At 50.0% G+C, this 16299-nt stretch carries 19 protein-coding genes; 1 reads left to right on the top strand and 18 read right to left on the bottom strand.

The features are described 5' to 3' along the window. Nucleotides 1–6: 6 nt before the first annotated feature. The 14 genes from sucC to smc form a co-directional block, all read right to left on the bottom strand. The gene (gene sucC, locus OKS35_RS02410; protein WP_159562085.1) at nt 7–1167 is read right to left on the bottom strand and encodes an ADP-forming succinate--CoA ligase subunit beta; all 1161 of its coding nucleotides are present in this window, start codon (nt 1165–1167) and stop codon (nt 7–9) included. A 120-nt stretch (nt 1168–1287) separates the two neighbouring features. Continuing rightward, nucleotides 1288–1548: an EscU/YscU/HrcU family type III secretion system export apparatus switch protein gene (locus OKS35_RS02405; RefSeq protein WP_074037264.1), complete on the bottom strand. Its 261-nt coding sequence runs from the start codon at nt 1546–1548 to the stop codon at nt 1288–1290. Beyond that, nucleotides 1545–2399, bottom strand: coding sequence for a hypothetical protein (locus OKS35_RS02400; RefSeq protein ID WP_264092404.1), 855 nt, complete (start codon nt 2397–2399; stop codon nt 1545–1547). The genes OKS35_RS02405 and OKS35_RS02400 overlap by 4 nt, the downstream gene beginning before the upstream one ends. Before the next feature lie 5 nt (nt 2400–2404). Beyond that, nucleotides 2405–3157, bottom strand: coding sequence for a ribonuclease HII (locus OKS35_RS02395; protein WP_264092403.1), 753 nt, complete (start codon nt 3155–3157; stop codon nt 2405–2407). Between the two features lie 41 nt (nt 3158–3198). Then, the gene (gene ylqF, locus OKS35_RS02390) at nt 3199–4059 is read right to left on the bottom strand and encodes a ribosome biogenesis GTPase YlqF (RefSeq protein WP_159562082.1); all 861 of its coding nucleotides are present in this window, start codon (nt 4057–4059) and stop codon (nt 3199–3201) included. A gap of 12 nt (nt 4060–4071) precedes the next feature. Continuing rightward, entirely contained in the window at nt 4072–4614 is a 543-nt protein-coding gene (gene lepB, locus OKS35_RS02385; RefSeq protein ID WP_015881370.1) for a signal peptidase I, read from the bottom strand. A gap of 82 nt (nt 4615–4696) precedes the next feature. Continuing rightward, complete coding sequence (gene rplS, locus OKS35_RS02380) at nt 4697–5050, bottom strand: 50S ribosomal protein L19 (RefSeq protein WP_015881369.1); 354 nt, start codon at nt 5048–5050, stop codon at nt 4697–4699. 114 nt (nt 5051–5164) lie between these two features. Then, nucleotides 5165–5881 (bottom strand): tRNA (guanosine(37)-N1)-methyltransferase TrmD, encoded by a 717-nt coding sequence (gene trmD, locus OKS35_RS02375; RefSeq protein ID WP_264092402.1) that lies wholly within the window; start codon nt 5879–5881, stop codon nt 5165–5167. Then, a complete protein-coding gene (gene rimM / locus OKS35_RS02370; RefSeq protein ID WP_015881367.1) occupies nt 5871–6389 on the bottom strand; it encodes a ribosome maturation factor RimM in 519 nt (172 codons plus the stop codon). The genes trmD and rimM overlap by 11 nt, the downstream gene beginning before the upstream one ends. Nucleotides 6390–6442: 53 nt before the next feature. Then, nucleotides 6443–6718: a 30S ribosomal protein S16 gene (gene rpsP / locus OKS35_RS02365; RefSeq protein ID WP_015881366.1), complete on the bottom strand. Its 276-nt coding sequence runs from the start codon at nt 6716–6718 to the stop codon at nt 6443–6445. Between the two features lie 82 nt (nt 6719–6800). After that, nucleotides 6801–8141 carry a signal recognition particle protein gene (ffh, locus tag OKS35_RS02360; protein WP_031421628.1) on the bottom strand — a complete coding sequence of 447 codons (1341 nt, stop codon included), beginning with the start codon at nt 8139–8141 and terminating at the stop codon, nt 6801–6803. An 11-nt stretch (nt 8142–8152) separates the two neighbouring features. Then, nucleotides 8153–8476 (bottom strand): putative DNA-binding protein, encoded by a 324-nt coding sequence (locus OKS35_RS02355; RefSeq protein WP_015881364.1) that lies wholly within the window; start codon nt 8474–8476, stop codon nt 8153–8155. A 96-nt stretch (nt 8477–8572) separates the two neighbouring features. Next, nucleotides 8573–9598 carry a signal recognition particle-docking protein FtsY gene (gene ftsY / locus OKS35_RS02350; protein WP_264092401.1) on the bottom strand — a complete coding sequence of 342 codons (1026 nt, stop codon included), beginning with the start codon at nt 9596–9598 and terminating at the stop codon, nt 8573–8575. Next, a complete protein-coding gene (gene smc, locus OKS35_RS02345) occupies nt 9595–13152 on the bottom strand; it encodes a chromosome segregation protein SMC (RefSeq protein WP_264092400.1) in 3558 nt (1185 codons plus the stop codon). The genes ftsY and smc overlap by 4 nt, the downstream gene beginning before the upstream one ends. 114 nt (nt 13153–13266) lie before the next feature. Here smc and OKS35_RS02340 point away from each other — a divergent pair, with 114 nt between their 5' ends. Beyond that, a complete protein-coding gene (locus OKS35_RS02340) occupies nt 13267–13461 on the top strand; it encodes a DUF1128 family protein (protein ID WP_015881361.1) in 195 nt (64 codons plus the stop codon). A gap of 37 nt (nt 13462–13498) precedes the next feature. On the opposite strand, the gene rnc is transcribed toward OKS35_RS02340, so the two are convergent. From rnc to fabD, 4 genes are all read right to left on the bottom strand, one after another. Next, nucleotides 13499–14215 carry a ribonuclease III gene (rnc, locus tag OKS35_RS02335; protein ID WP_035387821.1) on the bottom strand — a complete coding sequence of 239 codons (717 nt, stop codon included), beginning with the start codon at nt 14213–14215 and terminating at the stop codon, nt 13499–13501. A gap of 123 nt (nt 14216–14338) precedes the next feature. Further along, a complete protein-coding gene (acpP, locus tag OKS35_RS02330) occupies nt 14339–14578 on the bottom strand; it encodes an acyl carrier protein (RefSeq protein WP_015881359.1) in 240 nt (79 codons plus the stop codon). A gap of 58 nt (nt 14579–14636) precedes the next feature. Further along, complete coding sequence (gene fabG, locus OKS35_RS02325; RefSeq protein ID WP_015881358.1) at nt 14637–15377, bottom strand: 3-oxoacyl-[acyl-carrier-protein] reductase; 741 nt, start codon at nt 15375–15377, stop codon at nt 14637–14639. Further along, entirely contained in the window at nt 15370–16290 is a 921-nt protein-coding gene (gene fabD, locus OKS35_RS02320) for an ACP S-malonyltransferase (RefSeq protein WP_264092399.1), read from the bottom strand. The genes fabG and fabD overlap by 8 nt, the downstream gene beginning before the upstream one ends. Between the last annotated feature and the right edge of the window lie 9 nt (nt 16291–16299).

Genomic DNA, 16299 nt, shown 5'->3' with positions numbered 1-16299 from the left:
TCCCCCTTATCGAACAAGTGCTGCGATTTTTTCTGCACCGTCAGCCATCGAGCTGGCCGTCGTGATCGCAAGTCCAGATTCATCGAGAATGCGCTTCCCGGCATCAACGTTCGTTCCTTCTAAGCGAACGACGAGTGGTAAGTCGAGTCCGATTTCTTTCGTCGCAGCGACAATCCCCTCTGCGATGATGTCACATTTCATGATCCCACCGAAAATGTTAACGAAGATCCCTTTGACCTGGTCATCAGACAAAATCAACTTGAATGCTTCTGTTACTTTTTCTTTCGTCGCACCGCCACCTACGTCGAGGAAGTTAGCGGGTTCAGCGCCGTAATGTTTGATGATATCCATCGTTGCCATCGCAAGACCGGCACCGTTGACGAGACAACCGATGTTTCCGTCGAGTGCGATGTAGCTGAGGTCGTGTTTTGACGCTTCTACTTCACGTGGGTCTTCTTCCGTCGTATCACGAAGAGCAAGGACGTCCGAGTGACGATAGAGCGCGTTGCTATCGAAGTTCAACTTCGCATCGAGCGCAATGACGTTACCGTCTTTCGTCGTGACGAGCGGGTTGATTTCCGCGATTGTGCAATCTGTCTCGACGTACACTTTATACAGCTTCATGACCATGTCACTGAACTTATTGACAAGTTTCGTCGGGACTTCCATTTTGAATGCGAGACGACGCGCCTGGAATGGACGTAAGCCAACGACCGGGTCGACGATCTCTTTATGAATCTTCTCTGGTGTATGTTCAGCGACTTCTTCGATGTCCATTCCACCTTCAGATGAACCCATGATGACAATTCGGCCGATCGAACGGTCAAGCACGAGTCCTAAGTAAAATTCTTGGTCAATCGCAGAACCTTCTTCGATATAGAGACGCTGGACAACTTTTCCTTCCGGACCTGTTTGGTGTGTCACGAGCGTTTTCCCGAGAATCTCTGAAGCATATTGCTTCACTTCTTCATCTGTCTTCGCAAGTTTAACACCACCCGCTTTACCGCGGCCACCTGCGTGGATTTGAGCTTTTACTACCTTCACTTCACCTTCAAGCTTCGCAGCAGCTGCAACAGCTTCTTCAACAGTAAAGGCTGGATAACCCGTCGGAACGGCTACCCCAAACTCTCTTAACAATTCTTTCGCCTGATACTCATGGATATTCATATGTTTTCCCCCTTAGTCCCCTTTAATATCGGCACGTCTATTGTAACGAAAAACTGAAAGCGCTGTCTATCGTTCTTGCTTTAAGTTTTCATCTTTTTTTCACATATATCCCTAGACAAATCAAATTTTATCCTGTTCCATCTGATAAAGAAACACAAAAAGTTCGGCAATGACTTGATAGACGTCCTCTGGAATCTGCTCTTCAATGTTCAAGGCCGACAGTAACGAGAGGAGCGCTGGGTCTTCATGGATAGGAATGCCGTTCGCTAAAGCAACTTCAAGCATCCGCTCGGCCACGATACCCGTTCCTTTTGCTACGACATGGGGCGCATCCATCGACTGCTCATAGGAGAGCGCCATCGCTTTCTTCTGGTCTTTCATATTTGGAGGTCCACCTTTCCGAGCGGTGCAAACGTTGCCGGAACGTGTTCACGCTTCGCTTCATACGAAAATGAAGACAGTTCGAATGACACCTTTTTTAAACCTTCTTTCAAAAGTGGTTCGTATGTACGGACGTATGGAGCCAAATCGTGTTGCTCATTGAATACACGTACGGACACGTAACGCTTTTGAATCAACACATCAATTCCGGTCTCACCATATCGCGGCGTTTCAAGAAACAAGACGATCCGCGCATGATCCGAGTCCATCGTCTCTTGTTTCGGGGCCTCTAGACGAAGTTGAACGTTTTCAAACGGACCCAATTGCGGTATGTGAAATGCTTGAGCGACGAACGGCGGGCTTTGGCTCGCGTTGAACGCTTCCTGCGCACGCACGAACTGCTCGAACTTCGGCTCACCTTTCGCTTTGAACAGTTCCCCGACGAGCGCTTTTACATCCTGACCTGCGCCGCTTTCTAACGCGGTTTTGCCGGCCGTCTTCACGGAGTCCGGCGTCAGCATCGGTTCTCGCATCAGGCGTCCGAGCTGTTCTCCTAACGCCTGCAGAGGCGACTTGGCTGTCATGAGCGATTCTGTCGCTTGCGTGACGACCTTCAAGACGAGCTTCGGTTCAACGTCCGTGACGACCAGCTTATACGTGACGTTCTCTTTCACGTTCGCATTGACACCGACCCGGAAAATCCCTTGGGGTAGTTGCATAACCGCCTCGTTGCCAGGTAAGAGCTGCAACACCTTTCCAACGACTGTGTTCCCTAGTAATAGCGGGCGTGACGTCTGTTCCGTCATTTTGAACGGCATCACCCCTTGATGATCGATCCGCAACGCGACCACTCCTTTCACATATGCTTGATGGGGGCAAACGTACGGCGATGAATCGGAGTCACCCCAAGGCGTCTTAACCCTTCTAAATGAGCCTCTGTTCCATATCCTGCGTTTTTCGCAAATCCGTATCCAGGATACGTCAAATCATATTCTTCCATCATCCGGTCCCTTACCACCTTAGCGACGACACTTGCCGCGGCTATCGACACACTGAGCGTGTCCCCTTTAATCAATGACTGTTGAGGGATGTCGAGCTCGAGTTTCATGGCGTCAATCAATAGGGCGTCTACTTCTCCGACTTGATGAATCGCCTCTGTCATCGCTAGTTTCGTCGATTCGTATATATTGATGACATCAATCGTCTTCGGCTCGACGATGCCGACACCGACCTCCGCGACCTCGATGATGTGTGCGTATGCTGCATCCCTCGCCGTTTTGGACATTTTTTTCGAATCATTCAATCCCGCGAGATAGAACCCATCCGGTAACAAGACTGCAGCAGCCACGACCGGTCCCGCGAGCGGTCCCCGTCCGACCTCATCGACTCCGACAATTCGAGTGAAGCCTCGCGCCTTCCATTCATGTTCATACGTCATGCGACGTTCGAAATCGACCTGTAACGCCCGTTCTCGCTCGAATTGACGCTGTTTTTGCCGAAGCAACGTTTGCACGCCCGCTCGTGGGTCTCGTGACAAGGTCGGGAAGATTTGTACCCATTCTTCATATCGGATGTCCTCTAGTTGTTGTTTAATCTGTTGAATCGTCACGGTCTTCCTCCTATTCAAAAAAGCCCTGTGTGCACAGGGCTTTACGCCATTTCGTGATCAGCCGGTGTCTCAAGCGAGATCCGTCCGATTTTTTCATGTCGTAGTTCATTCAAAAGTAGTTCGCTCGCTTTTTCGAAATCGACGTAACCGCCACTGATGAGACCACGTTTTTTCCCGATCAACTCAAGGAGCTCAACGCTGTCCTCGGGTAACGTTTCAAGTTTGAATCGTTCCTTTAATTGTTCAGGATAACGAGCATGCAACTCGCGAACCGTATACAAGGCGATATCATCCAAGTTGAGAATCTCGTCTTTGATAGCGCCAGTCGCGGCTAGACGATATCCGACAAGTTGGTCCTCAAATTTCGGCCAGAGAATCCCCGGCGTGTCCAACAGCTCCATCTCGCCGCCTTTCATCTTGATCCACTGTTGACGCTTCGTCACACCAGGACGGTCGCCCGTGATGGCGATGTTTCGTCCGGCGAGACGGTTGATGAGCGTCGACTTCCCGACGTTCGGGATTCCGATGATGAGCGCACGGATCGGTCCGGGGTTCCGCCCCTTCTCACGCATCCGGTCATGCTTTTCTTTCATCAACTTCTGAGCACCCGTGATGAGCTGTTTCAAGCCTTTGCTATGTTTCGCGTCGACAGCGACAACCTCGACTTCTTCGCGTTTCAAGGCACGTAACCACGCCTCCGTCACGACGGGGTCGGCCATGTCTGCTTTGTTCAAGACGATGAGACGGGGTTTTCCCGCTGTAATCTCATCGACCATCGGGTTGCGACTCGACTGAGGCACTCGTGCATCTACGAGTTCGATGACGACATCGATTAGCTTTAATTTTTCAGTTACTTGTCTTCTTGCTTTGGCCATGTGGCCAGGAAACCATTGAATTGCCAAAAAAGCACCACCTTAATCTTCTACCGTGCCAACATCATCGAGTGGCCAGAAGATGAAGTTCGTCTTGCCGACAATCTCCTCTTTCGACACAAATCCGATCTCACGGCTGTCTTTCGAGTTTTGACGATTGTCTCCCATGACGAAGTATGATTCCTCTGGAACGACCGACTCACCCGTCACTTGTTCGAGTGTGAAGTTCTCGGTCAACGGGAACCCGTTCATCTGGGCACGAAACTCGTCTAAATACGGCTCTTCTACCGCTTCACCATTAATATAAAGCACATCATCTCGATATTCGAGCGTGTCGCCTGGGATGGCGATGACACGTTTAATATAGTCTTTTGATTCAGTCGCATGGAATACGACGATATCACCTCGGTCTAGCTCCCCAACATAGTTCGAAATTTTACTGACGATCATCCGATCCGCATTGTGGAGTGTCGGCATCATCGACTCTCCTTCAACGATGACAGGAACGAAGATGAACGTCCGGATGACGAACGCGATGACAAGAGCGACCACGATGGCTTTTAGCCAACTAAACACTTCTTTCAACTTCACTCACTCCTCTATCCATTTGAACTTATTGTACTAGAAAAAAAGAAGCTTGTCGCAAGCGACAAGCTTAATTCCCATCTTAACGACGGATTTCTTTAATACGTGCTGCTTTACCGCGAAGGTTACGGAGGTAGTAAAGTTTCGCACGGCGAACTTTACCGTAGCGTACGACTTCGATTTGTGCAACGCGTGGTGAGTGAAGCGGGAATGCACGCTCAACACCTACGCCGTAAGAAATCTTACGGACTGTGAATGTTTCGCTGATGCCGCCACCTTTACGCTTGATTACAACACCTTCGAAGATCTGGATACGCTCACGCGTTCCCTCTACAACTTTAACGTGGACACGTACTGTGTCACCAGGACGGAAAGCAGGTACGTCCGATTTGAATTGTTCTTCTGTGATTTCACGGAACAGTTTTTGTGTGTTCATGAATCATATCTCCTTTTTCTTCAATGTTCATATCTTCATATGCCCAAGCATCCAATAGCGGAACATCGGTAATCGATGGGTTTAACCCACATGCTCAAACATAGCATATATTTCTCAATCGCGCAACGATTGCAGAAACTTTTTATCGACATCCGTCAACTCGACATGTTCGAGCAAATCCGGACGTCGTCGATACGTGCGTTCGAGCGATTGCTCTCGGCGCCATGCCTCGATCCGGGCGTGATTTCCCGACAAGAGCACTTCCGGCACAGTCAATCCACGAAAATCAGCCGGTCGTGTATAGTGAGGGTATTCCAAGAGACCAGTCGAGAACGAGTCATCTTCATGGCTCGTCTGATCGCCAAGTACATCCGGAATGAGCCTTACGGTCGCATCAATCATGACCATCGTCGCGAGCTCTCCACCTGTCAAAACGAAATCACCGATCGACACTTCGTCGGTCGCCAGTTCATCATGAATCCGTTGGTCGAACCCTTCATAATGTCCACACAGAAAGACCAGATGTTCCTCCTTGGCCCATTCTTCGGCCATTCGTTGATTGAACGGTTTTCCGGTAGGCGTCGTGAGAATGACCCTTGGGCTCTTCGCCTCAAGGGAATGAAATGCATCAAAGATCGGCTGCGGCGTGAGCAACATGCCCGCTCCACCGCCGTACGGATAATCATCGACTTTATGATGCTTGTTCGTTGAAAAGTCCCGAAAGTTGAGGAACGACATCTCTACCTGTCCTAGCGCCTTCGCTCGACCGACGATGGAGTGATCGAGCGCATGAAACATCTCCGGGAACAACGTCAATACATCAATCTTCATCGTCAATCATTCCAGGGATCGGCGTGATGACGACACGCTTCGCATCGACATCAATCTCTTGGACGACCGATTCGATATAAGGGATGAGCGCGTCCGACTTTCCTGGTCGTTTGATGACCCATACGTCGTTCGCTCCATTCGTTTCAAAGATGTCGTCGACGACACCAATGACTTCCCCATCCACAACAGCCTCACAGCCGATGATTTCATGATAATAAAATTCGTGTTCGTCCAAGTCGTGGACGTGTTCGGCGTGGACATATAGTTTCAGCCCTTTATATTTTTCAATGAGATTGATATTGTCAAACCCTTTAAATGTGACGAGGTGAAACTGCTTATGAGGACGATACGTCGTGATCGTCATTTCCTGTTTCGTTCCGTCGACATCAAGAAACAACGTGTTTCCTTTTTTAAATCGCTCTTCTGGAAAGTCTGTCGCCGCCAAAATCTTCACTTCCCCTTTCAGGCCGTGCGTATTGGCGATTTTCCCTACATATAACCAGTCCATCTTTTTCCCTCCTCAACAAAATAGGCCGACCTCAGAAAAGGTCGGCCACATCATTACTTCGCGTTTTTCGCGTTGTGGAATTTCTCCATGATCCCTGCTTTAGAGAACAAGTTGCGTACTGTGTCAGATGGCTTCGCGCCGTCTGCCAACCATTTGAGAGCGAGTTCTTCGTTGATGCGAACTTCTGCTTCTGGTTTTGCAACCGGGTTGTAGTGACCAACTTGCTCGATGAAGCGACCGTCACGTGGTGAACGTGAGTCTGCTACAACGATACGGTAGAAAGGTGATTTTTTTGCGCCCATGCGCTTAAGACGAATTTTAACTGCCATGGTAATATACCTCCATCATGTGTTTAAGAATTGACAACTTTTATAGTATACAGCTTTTTCGTTCGACTGACAAAAGATTTTGTTAGAAGAATGGAAGGCCGAGACCTTTTTTCTTCCCTTTCATTTGTCCTGACATTTGTTTCATCATCTTCTTCATGTCATCGAACTGTTTGATGAGACGGTTCACTTCTTGAATCGAGCGACCGCTCCCTTTTGCGATCCGCTTACGACGACTCGCGTTGAGCACTTCCGGATTGGCGCGCTCATGTTTCGTCATCGAGCGAATGATCGCTTCGACGTGATCGAGTTGTTTCTCGTCGATTTGGACGTTCTTCAACCCTTTCATCTTACCTGCACCAGGTAACATCGAAAGTAATTCATCAATTGGTCCCATGTTTTTCACTTGGGCCAACTGTTCAATGAAATCATCGAACGTGAATGACGCGTCACGAATTTTGCTTTCAAGCTCCTTCGCTGCGTCTTGGTCCATCTGTGTCTCGGCTTTTTCAATGAGCGAGAGCACGTCCCCCATTCCAAGGATCCGTGACGCCATGCGTTCCGGGTGGAATGGTTCGAGGGCATCCAACTTTTCTCCGAGACCGACGAATTTAATCGGCGCTCCCGTGACTGCCTTGATCGAAAGGGCTGCCCCGCCTCGTGTATCTCCGTCGAGCTTTGTGAGCACGACCCCGGTGATTCCGAGTTTCTCATTGAAACTGTCGGCCACATTGACCGCATCTTGACCCGTCATCGAATCGACGACGAGGAAGATCTCATTTGGTTTGGCAATCGTCTTCACATTTTCGAGCTCGCCCATAAGCGTCTCATCGATATGAAGGCGACCGGCCGTATCGATCAACACGAAATCGTGATGATTTGTTTTTGCGTACTCGAGTGCCTTCGTCACAATCTCTTCCGGCTTCACTTGATCACCAAGTGAGAAGACCGGTAAATCGAGTTGTTTTCCGAGTGTCTCGAGCTGCTTGATTGCCGCCGGACGGTAAATGTCCGCCGCGACGAGAAGAGGACTTCGGTTATGCTTTTTACGAATCAAGTTCGCTAGCTTCCCGGTCGTTGTCGTTTTCCCTGCCCCTTGCAGACCGACCATCATGACGACTGTCGGTGGTTTCTGACTGAATGTGATCGGGACGACATCGCTTCCCATCAAGTTCGACAACTCTTCGTGAACGATTTTGACGACTTGTTGACCTGGCGTCAATGATTTCATGACATCCTGACCAACCGCGCGTTCCTTCACGTCATTGACGAATTGCTTGACGACTTTAAAGTTGACGTCGGCTTCGAGGAGGGCGAGGCGAACCTCACGCATCATCTCTTTGACATCGGCCTCCGAGATTTTCCCTTTACCGCGCATTTTTGAAAGTGTCGATTGCAATCGTTCTGATAATCCTTCAAATGCCATGCTTCAGCCCCCTACTCTAAATTCTCAAGCGCAGAAATCGTGGCGCTCACGTCATCGGTGAGCTCGACTTGACGTTTGAGGGTCTGAAGAAGTTGCTGGCGCTGTTCGAACTTTTCGAATAGGGCTAGCTTTTCCTCGTACTGTTCAAGCATCGTTTCTGTGCGCTTTATGTTATCGTAGACCGCTTGACGGCTGACTTCAAACTCTTCCGCAATCTCTCCGAGCGAGTAGTCATCTAGGTAATAAAGAGACATATAGTTGCGCTGTTTCGGTGTGAGGAGCGCTTGATAGAAATCGATGAGATAGTTCATGCGATTCGTTTTTTCGAGCGTCAAACCTTTCACCTCCACATGTTAAGTGAAATCCCTTTACAACTACCTATAGTACAGCCGTGCCTACTACTTGTCAAGTTTTTTTCTTAACAGCAAAACTTAGGCGAGGTCCTCGTTTGTGTCCTCTTTTTCTGTCAAAGCTTCCTCGTTCTTGTCCTCAAAAACATCGCCGAACAGTCCAAGGACGAACTGTTCTGGATCAAACTCCTGTAAATCGTCAATCTTCTCTCCAAGCCCGACATACTTGACCGGGATATCGAGTTCGTTCCGAATCGCTAGGACGATTCCGCCTTTGGCCGTCCCATCGAGCTTCGTTAAGACGATTCCGCTCACGTTCGTCGCTTCTTTGAACGCTTTCGCTTGAACCATGGCGTTTTGACCCGTCGTCGCGTCTAATGCGAGCAATACTTCGTGCGGTCCGTTCGGAACTTCCCGCTCAATGACTCGTTTTACTTTTTCAAGTTCTTTCATTAGATTGACCTTATTTTGGAGACGTCCCGCCGTATCACAAATCAAGACGTCCATGTGACGAGACTTGGCGGCTTGAACGGCGTCAAAGACGACGGCAGCCGGGTCAGACCCTTCCGTTTGACGAATGACGGGAACCCCGACACGTTCTCCCCATACTTGAAGTTGCTCGATGGCACCGGCACGGAACGTATCCCCTGCCGCGAGCATGACGGAACGCCCTTCAGATTTCAACTGGTGCGCCAGCTTGCCGATGGTCGTCGTCTTTCCGACACCATTGACGCCGACAAACAAGATGACCGTGAGTCCGTCTTGCATATTCAGTTCACGGTCCGATTCATCCTCTTGGAGGCGGTTCGCCACGACTTCGACGAGTGCGTCACGCACCGCGACCGGGTCCTTCAGATTACGTCGCTTCACTTCTTCTTTCAAATCTTCGACGAGATCCATCGTCGTCGTGACGCCGACATCCGCTTGAATGAGTAAATCTTCGAGTTCATCGAAGAAATCTTCATCCACTTCGCGGAAGCGATAGACGAGGTCGTTGACGGCACTTGCAAAGCCGTCACGCGTCTTCGTCAACCCCTCTGTAAACTTTTGTGACACCTCTTGGGTAGATGTCGTCAACTTCTCTTTTAATTTCTTGAAAAAGCTCAACGTGATTCCTCCATCTCTTCATCCATTTCAACGACACGTTTTGCTTCAGACAGTTCGACCGATAATACCTCGGATACCCCGTTCTGTTGCATCGTGACGCCATATAGTGTATCCGCCGCTTCCATCGTCCCTTTACGGTGCGTGATGATGACGAACTGCGTATCGATTGACAATGTCCGAATGTATTCTCCGAAACGATGCACGTTCGCCTCGTCAAGGGCCGCCTCGACCTCATCGAGAACACAAAACGGTACCGGACGCGTCTTCAAAATCGCAAACAATAAAGCGATGGCCGTAAGCGCACGCTCTCCACCAGATAACAGACTGAGTGTCTGTAACTTTTTACCCGGTGGTTTGGCGACGATTTCGATTCCTGTGTTCAACAAATCCGATTCGTCTACCAATTTCAAATCCGCTTCCCCGCCACCAAAAAGCTCGGTGAACGTCTGTTTGAAATGCGCCCGGACGCTCGTATACGTCTCTTTGAAGAGGCGTGTCACTTCGCGGTCCATCTCGGCGATGATCTCATATAAATCTTCTTTTGCACTGACGAGGTCATCCCGCTGTTCGGACAGGAACGTGAACCGTTCGTGGACACTATCAAACTCTTCGATCGCATTTAGATTGACCGGTCCGATTTCTTCGATTTGACGAACGAGCAACTTAAACTCCTCTTTCGCCTCTTCTAACGGGATTTCGAGTGCCGGCAATAGTTCTGCGACGAGTCCGTTCTCTTCTAACACATCGAGCTTCCATTGTCGTTTCAGCTCGAACTCTTGTTTCGCCGTTTCAAGTTTTCGAACGACAGCTTCAGCTTGACGTCTTGCCTCCGTTGCCTGATCGACCCGTTGACGTATGATCCGATACGCCTCTTCGTTCGTCTTGAGTGTTGTTGACGCTCCTTGAAGCCGCTCTTGAATTTCTTTGAAATCCAGTTTGGCAGTAGAAAGCGTCGCCTCGAGTTCTGCAGATGACACGACTTCTCCACTCTCGAGCCGCGTCAATTCACGCTCCATCTGATCGCTACGTTCCTGCAAACGACTTTGGTCGGTCATCAGACGGTCCAATTCATATTGGACCCGCTCTTCTTCGAGCGTGTGCCGCTGAAGATCGAGCTCGTTTTGACGCAGCAACGATTCCAGTTGACCCGTGCTCTCAGCACTTTTCGCCTGCTCTGCCCGAAGCGATTCGAGACGTGAACGAATGTCAGCTTGGGCGCGGTCCGTGTCGGCCAATTCAATCGTCAATCGCTCTAATTCAGCAGTCGAGGTCTCGATCGTCCGCTCATAGCGCATCATTTCATGATCGAACAGTTCCAGTTGTGACTTGGCATCGAGGGAGGCACGTTCCGCAGTACGGTAGGCCGACTCGACTTCACGAAGGCTCGTTTCAACGGAACGTTTCTCATCCCGAAGTTCAGACAACTGCTGCGTAATGTCCTCCAACTGTTCTGTGTACTCTTGAAGACGTGTTTTTTGCTCATGCAACATGGCGAGGCCTTGAGTGAGACCATGTTTCAAATCATCTAATTCGCGCGACTGAGTGAACAGGGCCACGCCCTGCTTGCGACTACCACCCGTCATCGATCCGCCAACGTTGACGATATCCCCTTCTAACGTGACGACACGGAAACGATATCCCGTCGATTGGGCGATACGGTTCGCGACTTCAAGTGTCTCCGCCACAAGCACGGAACCGAGCAATGACTTTTTCAATGTCTCGTATGATGCATCTGTTTCGACGAGTTCCGACGCCACACCGACAAATCCGTTCATCGAGTCGAGTCGATCTAACACCTCACTCGGCACGAATCTCGGTTTGATCGTCGTCATCGGCAAGAATGTCGCTCGTCCTGCGTTGGCTTTTCGTAATTTGTCAATTTCACGGCGTCCCACCGTCTCATCTTGTACGACCACATGCTGCTGTGTCTGCCCAAGTGCCGTTTCGATGGCCGCTTCATACGAAGGACGGACACGGATTAGTTCCGCGACAGCACCAAGGACACCTGATGAACGGTCTTTTAAGACGAACTTGACCGCATGGAAATAGCCTTCATACGATTGCTTCATCCGTTCGAGCATCTCGATTCGGTCTTCCGTCTTCTGACGGCGGCGTTCGAGGTCGTAGAAAGACGATTCGGCTCGTGTACGTTTTTCACGAATTGCCGTCTCTTCGTCCCGAAGTTGCGTCTCTTTTTGACTCAGTTGTTCAAAGCGACTTTGTACCGCTTCATACTGCTCTCGAGTCGCCAAAAGAGTCGCTTCCTGCGAGGAACGATCATCGAGACGATGTTTGTTCTCGCGTAGAAGGCGTTCTTTCGACTCGACGGCGACATCGATATCCCGTTGTTCCCGCTTTTGTTGGTTACCGATTGTCGCTTTCGTTGTCGCGAGTTCGAACGCCTCACTTTGTAACGCTTCGATTTCAGCATTGAAATCACGAGAGGCGGCTTTCAACTGTTGTTGAAGTGACTCTCTCGTCGCAGTCGTTTGTTTCAACGTGTTTCCTTTTTGGTCAAGTTCTTCATGAACGACCTTCAATCGCGCTTCAAGCTCGGTCATCTCTGCACGTACTTCTTCACGTTGTCGGATGAGTCGTTCTTTCATCTCGGCACCGTGTTCTTCTTGTGCTTTTGCGAGCTTGATGTCACCCGTCAAACGCTCGACATAGGTCGAATGCTCCCGTTCTTTTTGGTTCAGCTCTGTCAATTCTTCGCGTAACTCGGCGAGCTTCGCTTCGAGCCCGCTACGTTCCTCCGTGAGGTCACGTAACGAACGGTCACAGTCAGATAACTGTTGAACAGATTCCACGTGACGTGCGGACACTTGCTCAATCTCCTGTTGGAGCAACTGAATTTCTGCGCCCATGATTCCTGTTTCGAGTTCATCATGTCTCGCTTTGGCGACTTTGTACTCCCGAGCGAGCGCCGCTTGTTCACGGAGCGGTTCGACTCGGTCCGCCAACTCGAATAAAATGTCATCGACCCGGGACAAGTTTAATTCGGTGTCCTGTAACTTGCGTTCAGCCTGTTTTTTCCGCTGACGATATTTCAATACACCGGCTGCCTCTTCGATGACGGCACGTCGATCTTCCGGTTTCCCAGAAATGACTTGTTCGACCCGCCCTTGACCGATGATGGCGAATGCATCTCGTGAAAGACCTGTATCCATAAATAAATCAATCACATCTTTTAACCGACATGGTTTTTTATTCATAAAATAGTCGCTGTCCCCACTTCGGGTCACGCGACGGGTCACACTCACTTCTTCATATGGGAGACGCAACTGTTCGTCTCGATTATCGAGAACGAGGGTGACCTCGGCGACATTTCGGTGATTCTCTCCTTCACTTCCGGCAAAGATGACATCTTCCATCTTGGCACCACGAAGTGATTTGGCCGACTGTTCTCCGAGTACCCAGCGAACAGCGTCCGATATATTGGATTTCCCGCTCCCGTTCGGCCCTACTACAGCCGTGACGCCGGGACGGAAATCTAATTCAATTCGCTTGGCAAATGATTTAAAGCCAGCGAGTTCGATTCGTTTTAAGTGCATCGTGACCATCCTATCCGCAGTAAGCATTCATCTGTATATTTTACCACAGTTAACAGTTCGTCAAAATGCCCGAATCATGCTATTCTAAAAAGAACTGTAGAAAGGGGAATACAGATGACGAATGAACAGATGATTGAAGCCATTTTGGATAAAATGAACATTATTAACCGCGGTGCAATCAAAGCGGAAGAATATAATGCGGCTGATCCGTCAGCGGTGAAAGAGATTTACGAGTACGTGATGACACGCTCTTCGCTCTCTTTGTCGGAAGTCGATGGTATCGTCGAAGAACTCGGTCAATTGACATGAAAAAGGAGTGGACCCCCAAGCGGTCCACTCCTTTCGTTTATAAATCTGCGTAGCGCCGATTAAAGGCAATAAGCGCTTCTTTAGCAGCCAATTGCTCGGCTTCTTTTTTCGAACGTCCGACCCCTTCACCGACGATGTCGTCGCTGAGGCGTGCATGTGCGACGAATTCCCGGCTATGCGCCGGTCCGCGTTCCTCGATGATTTCATACGAAACAGGTCCGAGTCCTTCCCGTTGAACGCTCTCCTGTAACTGGCTCTTGAAATCGGTCTGTTCTTCGAATACTCCCGCTAAGACTTTCGGAAAAACCGCTTCGGCGAGGAATCGTTCGACGGCCTCAATTCCCTGGTCCAAATAAAGAGCACCGATATAGGATTCGAACACGTCGGCAAGCAGTGCCGGACGTTTTCGTCCACCGGTCAACTCTTCACCTTTCCCAAGCAAGATGAAGTCAGAGAAAGCATAAGCTTCCGCAAAATTCACGAGTGACGGTTCACATACGATCGCCGCTCGTAATTTCGTCAATTCCCCCTCGGAGCGCTCCGGATAAGTCTCATAGAGAAAGCGAGATACGGTCAGTTCTAAAACAGCATCCCCTAAAAATTCTAAACGTTCATTGTCTTTTCGTAACCCGCGTTGCTCATTCACATAAGATGAGTGTGTGAACGCCTGCATCAACAAGTCGTGATTCGAAAATTGAACGTCTAACCGTTCTTCCAATGATTTAAATAGTTCCAAGATGCGTGCTCGTTCCATCTCCTGACGCCGACGTCGCTGCGCCGACCCTTGACGGTCAAACCGTCGTTTGTCTTTTGTCATAGTTCCCTCCATGAATAAGCACAAGCCCACCGCCCGGAACCGAGCGGTGGGATGGCTTGATTACAATTTTGTTTCGATGTAAGCCACTACGTCGCCGACAGTCGCGAGCTTCTCAGCGTCTTCGTCTTCAATCGTGATGTCGAATTTGTCTTCGAGATCCATCACCATTTCCATTACTTCAAGTGAATCCGCACCAAGGTCATCCTTGAACGATTTCTCTGCTGTGATTTCAGATACGTCTTTCCCGAGCTTCTCAGCAACTGCTTCTTGTACGTCTACTAAAATTTGTTCTTTTGTCATGATAAAATCCCTCCAAAGGTAAGTATATTAAATGTCAGTCTGTTGGTAAAGTTCTCTTTTACGCCATCGTCATGCCGCCATCGACGGCAATCGTCTGCCCGGTCACATAAGCGGCTTGTTCCGATGCGAGGAAGGAGACAAGGTTCGCCACATCCTCCACCTGTCCGAAACGGTTGAAAGGAATTTGCTCGAGTGTAGCCTCTCGTTGCGCATCTGTCAAGGCATCGGTCATATCCGTTTGAATGAACCCTGGACAGACGGCATTGACCGTCACGTGACGTCCCGCTAGTTCGCGCGCCACCGATTTTGTCAATCCGATCAACCCTGCTTTTGCAGCCGCATAGTTCGCTTGTCCTGCATTGCCGGTAATCCCGACAACCGAGGCGATGTTGATGATTCGACCTGCTTTCGACTTGAGCAAAGGTCTCGTGACGGCTTGCGATGTCAAAAAGGCGCCTTTTAAGTTCGTCGACAGCACATCTTCGAAATCGGCTTCTTTCATTCGCATGAGTAACCCGTCACGCGTGATCCCTGCATTGTTGACGAGACAATCGACGCGTCCGAACGTATCGACTGTCGTCTTGACGAGCGCTTTGACATCGTCAGCATTAGATACGTCTGCTTTCACGGCGATGGCTTCGCCGCCTGCCTCCGTGATCATGGCCACGACATCATTCGCTTTTTGTTCACTACCCGAGTAGTTCACGACGACCCGAAAGCCATCTTCCCCTAAACGTTTCGCGATGGCCGCCCCGATTCCCCGGGACGCTCCCGTCACGATCGCCACTTGATCATGCACGTACTTCTCCTCCTAACGAGGCGACTTCTTCGAGCGTAGTCGCCTTTTGAATCGAAACGTTCGAGTCGATTCGTTTAATCAATCCTGAAAGCGGTGAAGATGGACCGAACTCGATGAACGTGTCTACGCCGTCTGCAATCGCCTTGCGCACACATTCTTCAAAACGGACAGACGAATACAGTTGTTTCGTCAATAACGCCTTCAACTGTTCAGGGTCACGATGCACCGCTGCGTCCACGTTCGAAATCAAGTCGATGGAAGCCGCTTCAAATGGCGACGAGGCGAGGACATCTTGGAAACGCGTTGCCGCCGGCATCATGTAGGAACTATGGAACGCTCCAGATACGTTTAACGGCAATACCCGCTTCGCACCGGCAGCCTTCAATTCCACGCCCGCTTGTTCGACCGCGTCGACATGCCCTGAAATCACGAATTGACCAGGACAATTCAAGTTGGCGATTTGAACTAAATTCCCGCTCGCACTGATCTTTTCAGTGATATGGAGCGCCTCTTGAAGATCGGTCATCCCGACGACTGCCGCCATCGTTCCATCCTTCACTTCAGACATCAACTGCCCACGTGCTCGGACGAGGACGGTCGCCTCTTCAAGATCGATGACACCCGCACTGACGAGCGCCGCATATTCACCGACACTATGCCCGATGACGACATCTGGTGCCGCACCGCTCTTCGCATAGGCTTGCGCGAGGAGCGAGGCGTGCGCCACGATGGCCGGCTGTGCAATTTCCGTTTCTTGTAGGTCTTCCTTCGACCCGGATGACATGACTTCAAGGAGGTCAAACCCGAGTCGACGTCCGATTGCTTGAAGCGTTTCAGGGTGATTTAAAAAGGTTTGTCCCATTCCAACGGCTTGAGAACCTTGCCCCGGAAACACCCATGCTACTTTCCCCATATCTTCACC

This window comes from Exiguobacterium sp. N5, from assembly GCF_025842465.1.
GTDB lineage: Bacteria > Bacillota > Bacilli > Exiguobacteriales > Exiguobacteriaceae > Exiguobacterium > Exiguobacterium profundum.
Note: the sequence above shows the minus strand (reverse complement) of the source record. Positions and strands in the feature narration are given on the sequence as shown.

Bases quoted from the DNA above. Each gene is read 5' to 3' on its own strand.
- fabD (WP_264092399.1), bottom strand. From the start codon at position 16,290: ATGGGGAAAGTAGCATGGGTGTTTCCGGGGCAAGGTTCTCAAGCCGTT.
- OKS35_RS02340 (WP_015881361.1), top strand. From the start codon at position 13,267: ATGACGAATGAACAGATGATTGAAGCCATTTTGGATAAAATGAACATT.
- rpsP (WP_015881366.1), bottom strand. From the start codon at position 6,718: ATGGCAGTTAAAATTCGTCTTAAGCGCATGGGCGCAAAAAAATCACCT.
- rplS (WP_015881369.1), bottom strand. From the start codon at position 5,050: ATGAACACACAAAAACTGTTCCGTGAAATCACAGAAGAACAATTCAAA.
- OKS35_RS02405 (WP_074037264.1), bottom strand. From the start codon at position 1,548: ATGAAAGACCAGAAGAAAGCGATGGCGCTCTCCTATGAGCAGTCGATG.
- trmD (WP_264092402.1), bottom strand. From the start codon at position 5,881: ATGAAGATTGATGTATTGACGTTGTTCCCGGAGATGTTTCATGCGCTC.
- acpP (WP_015881359.1), bottom strand. From the start codon at position 14,578: ATGACAAAAGAACAAATTTTAGTAGACGTACAAGAAGCAGTTGCTGAG.
- rimM (WP_015881367.1), bottom strand. From the start codon at position 6,389: ATGGACTGGTTATATGTAGGGAAAATCGCCAATACGCACGGCCTGAAA.
- sucC (WP_159562085.1), bottom strand. From the start codon at position 1,167: ATGAATATCCATGAGTATCAGGCGAAAGAATTGTTAAGAGAGTTTGGG.
- rnc (WP_035387821.1), bottom strand. From the start codon at position 14,215: ATGGAACGAGCACGCATCTTGGAACTATTTAAATCATTGGAAGAACGG.
- ffh (WP_031421628.1), bottom strand. From the start codon at position 8,141: ATGGCATTTGAAGGATTATCAGAACGATTGCAATCGACACTTTCAAAA.
- smc (WP_264092400.1), bottom strand. From the start codon at position 13,152: ATGCACTTAAAACGAATCGAACTCGCTGGCTTTAAATCATTTGCCAAG.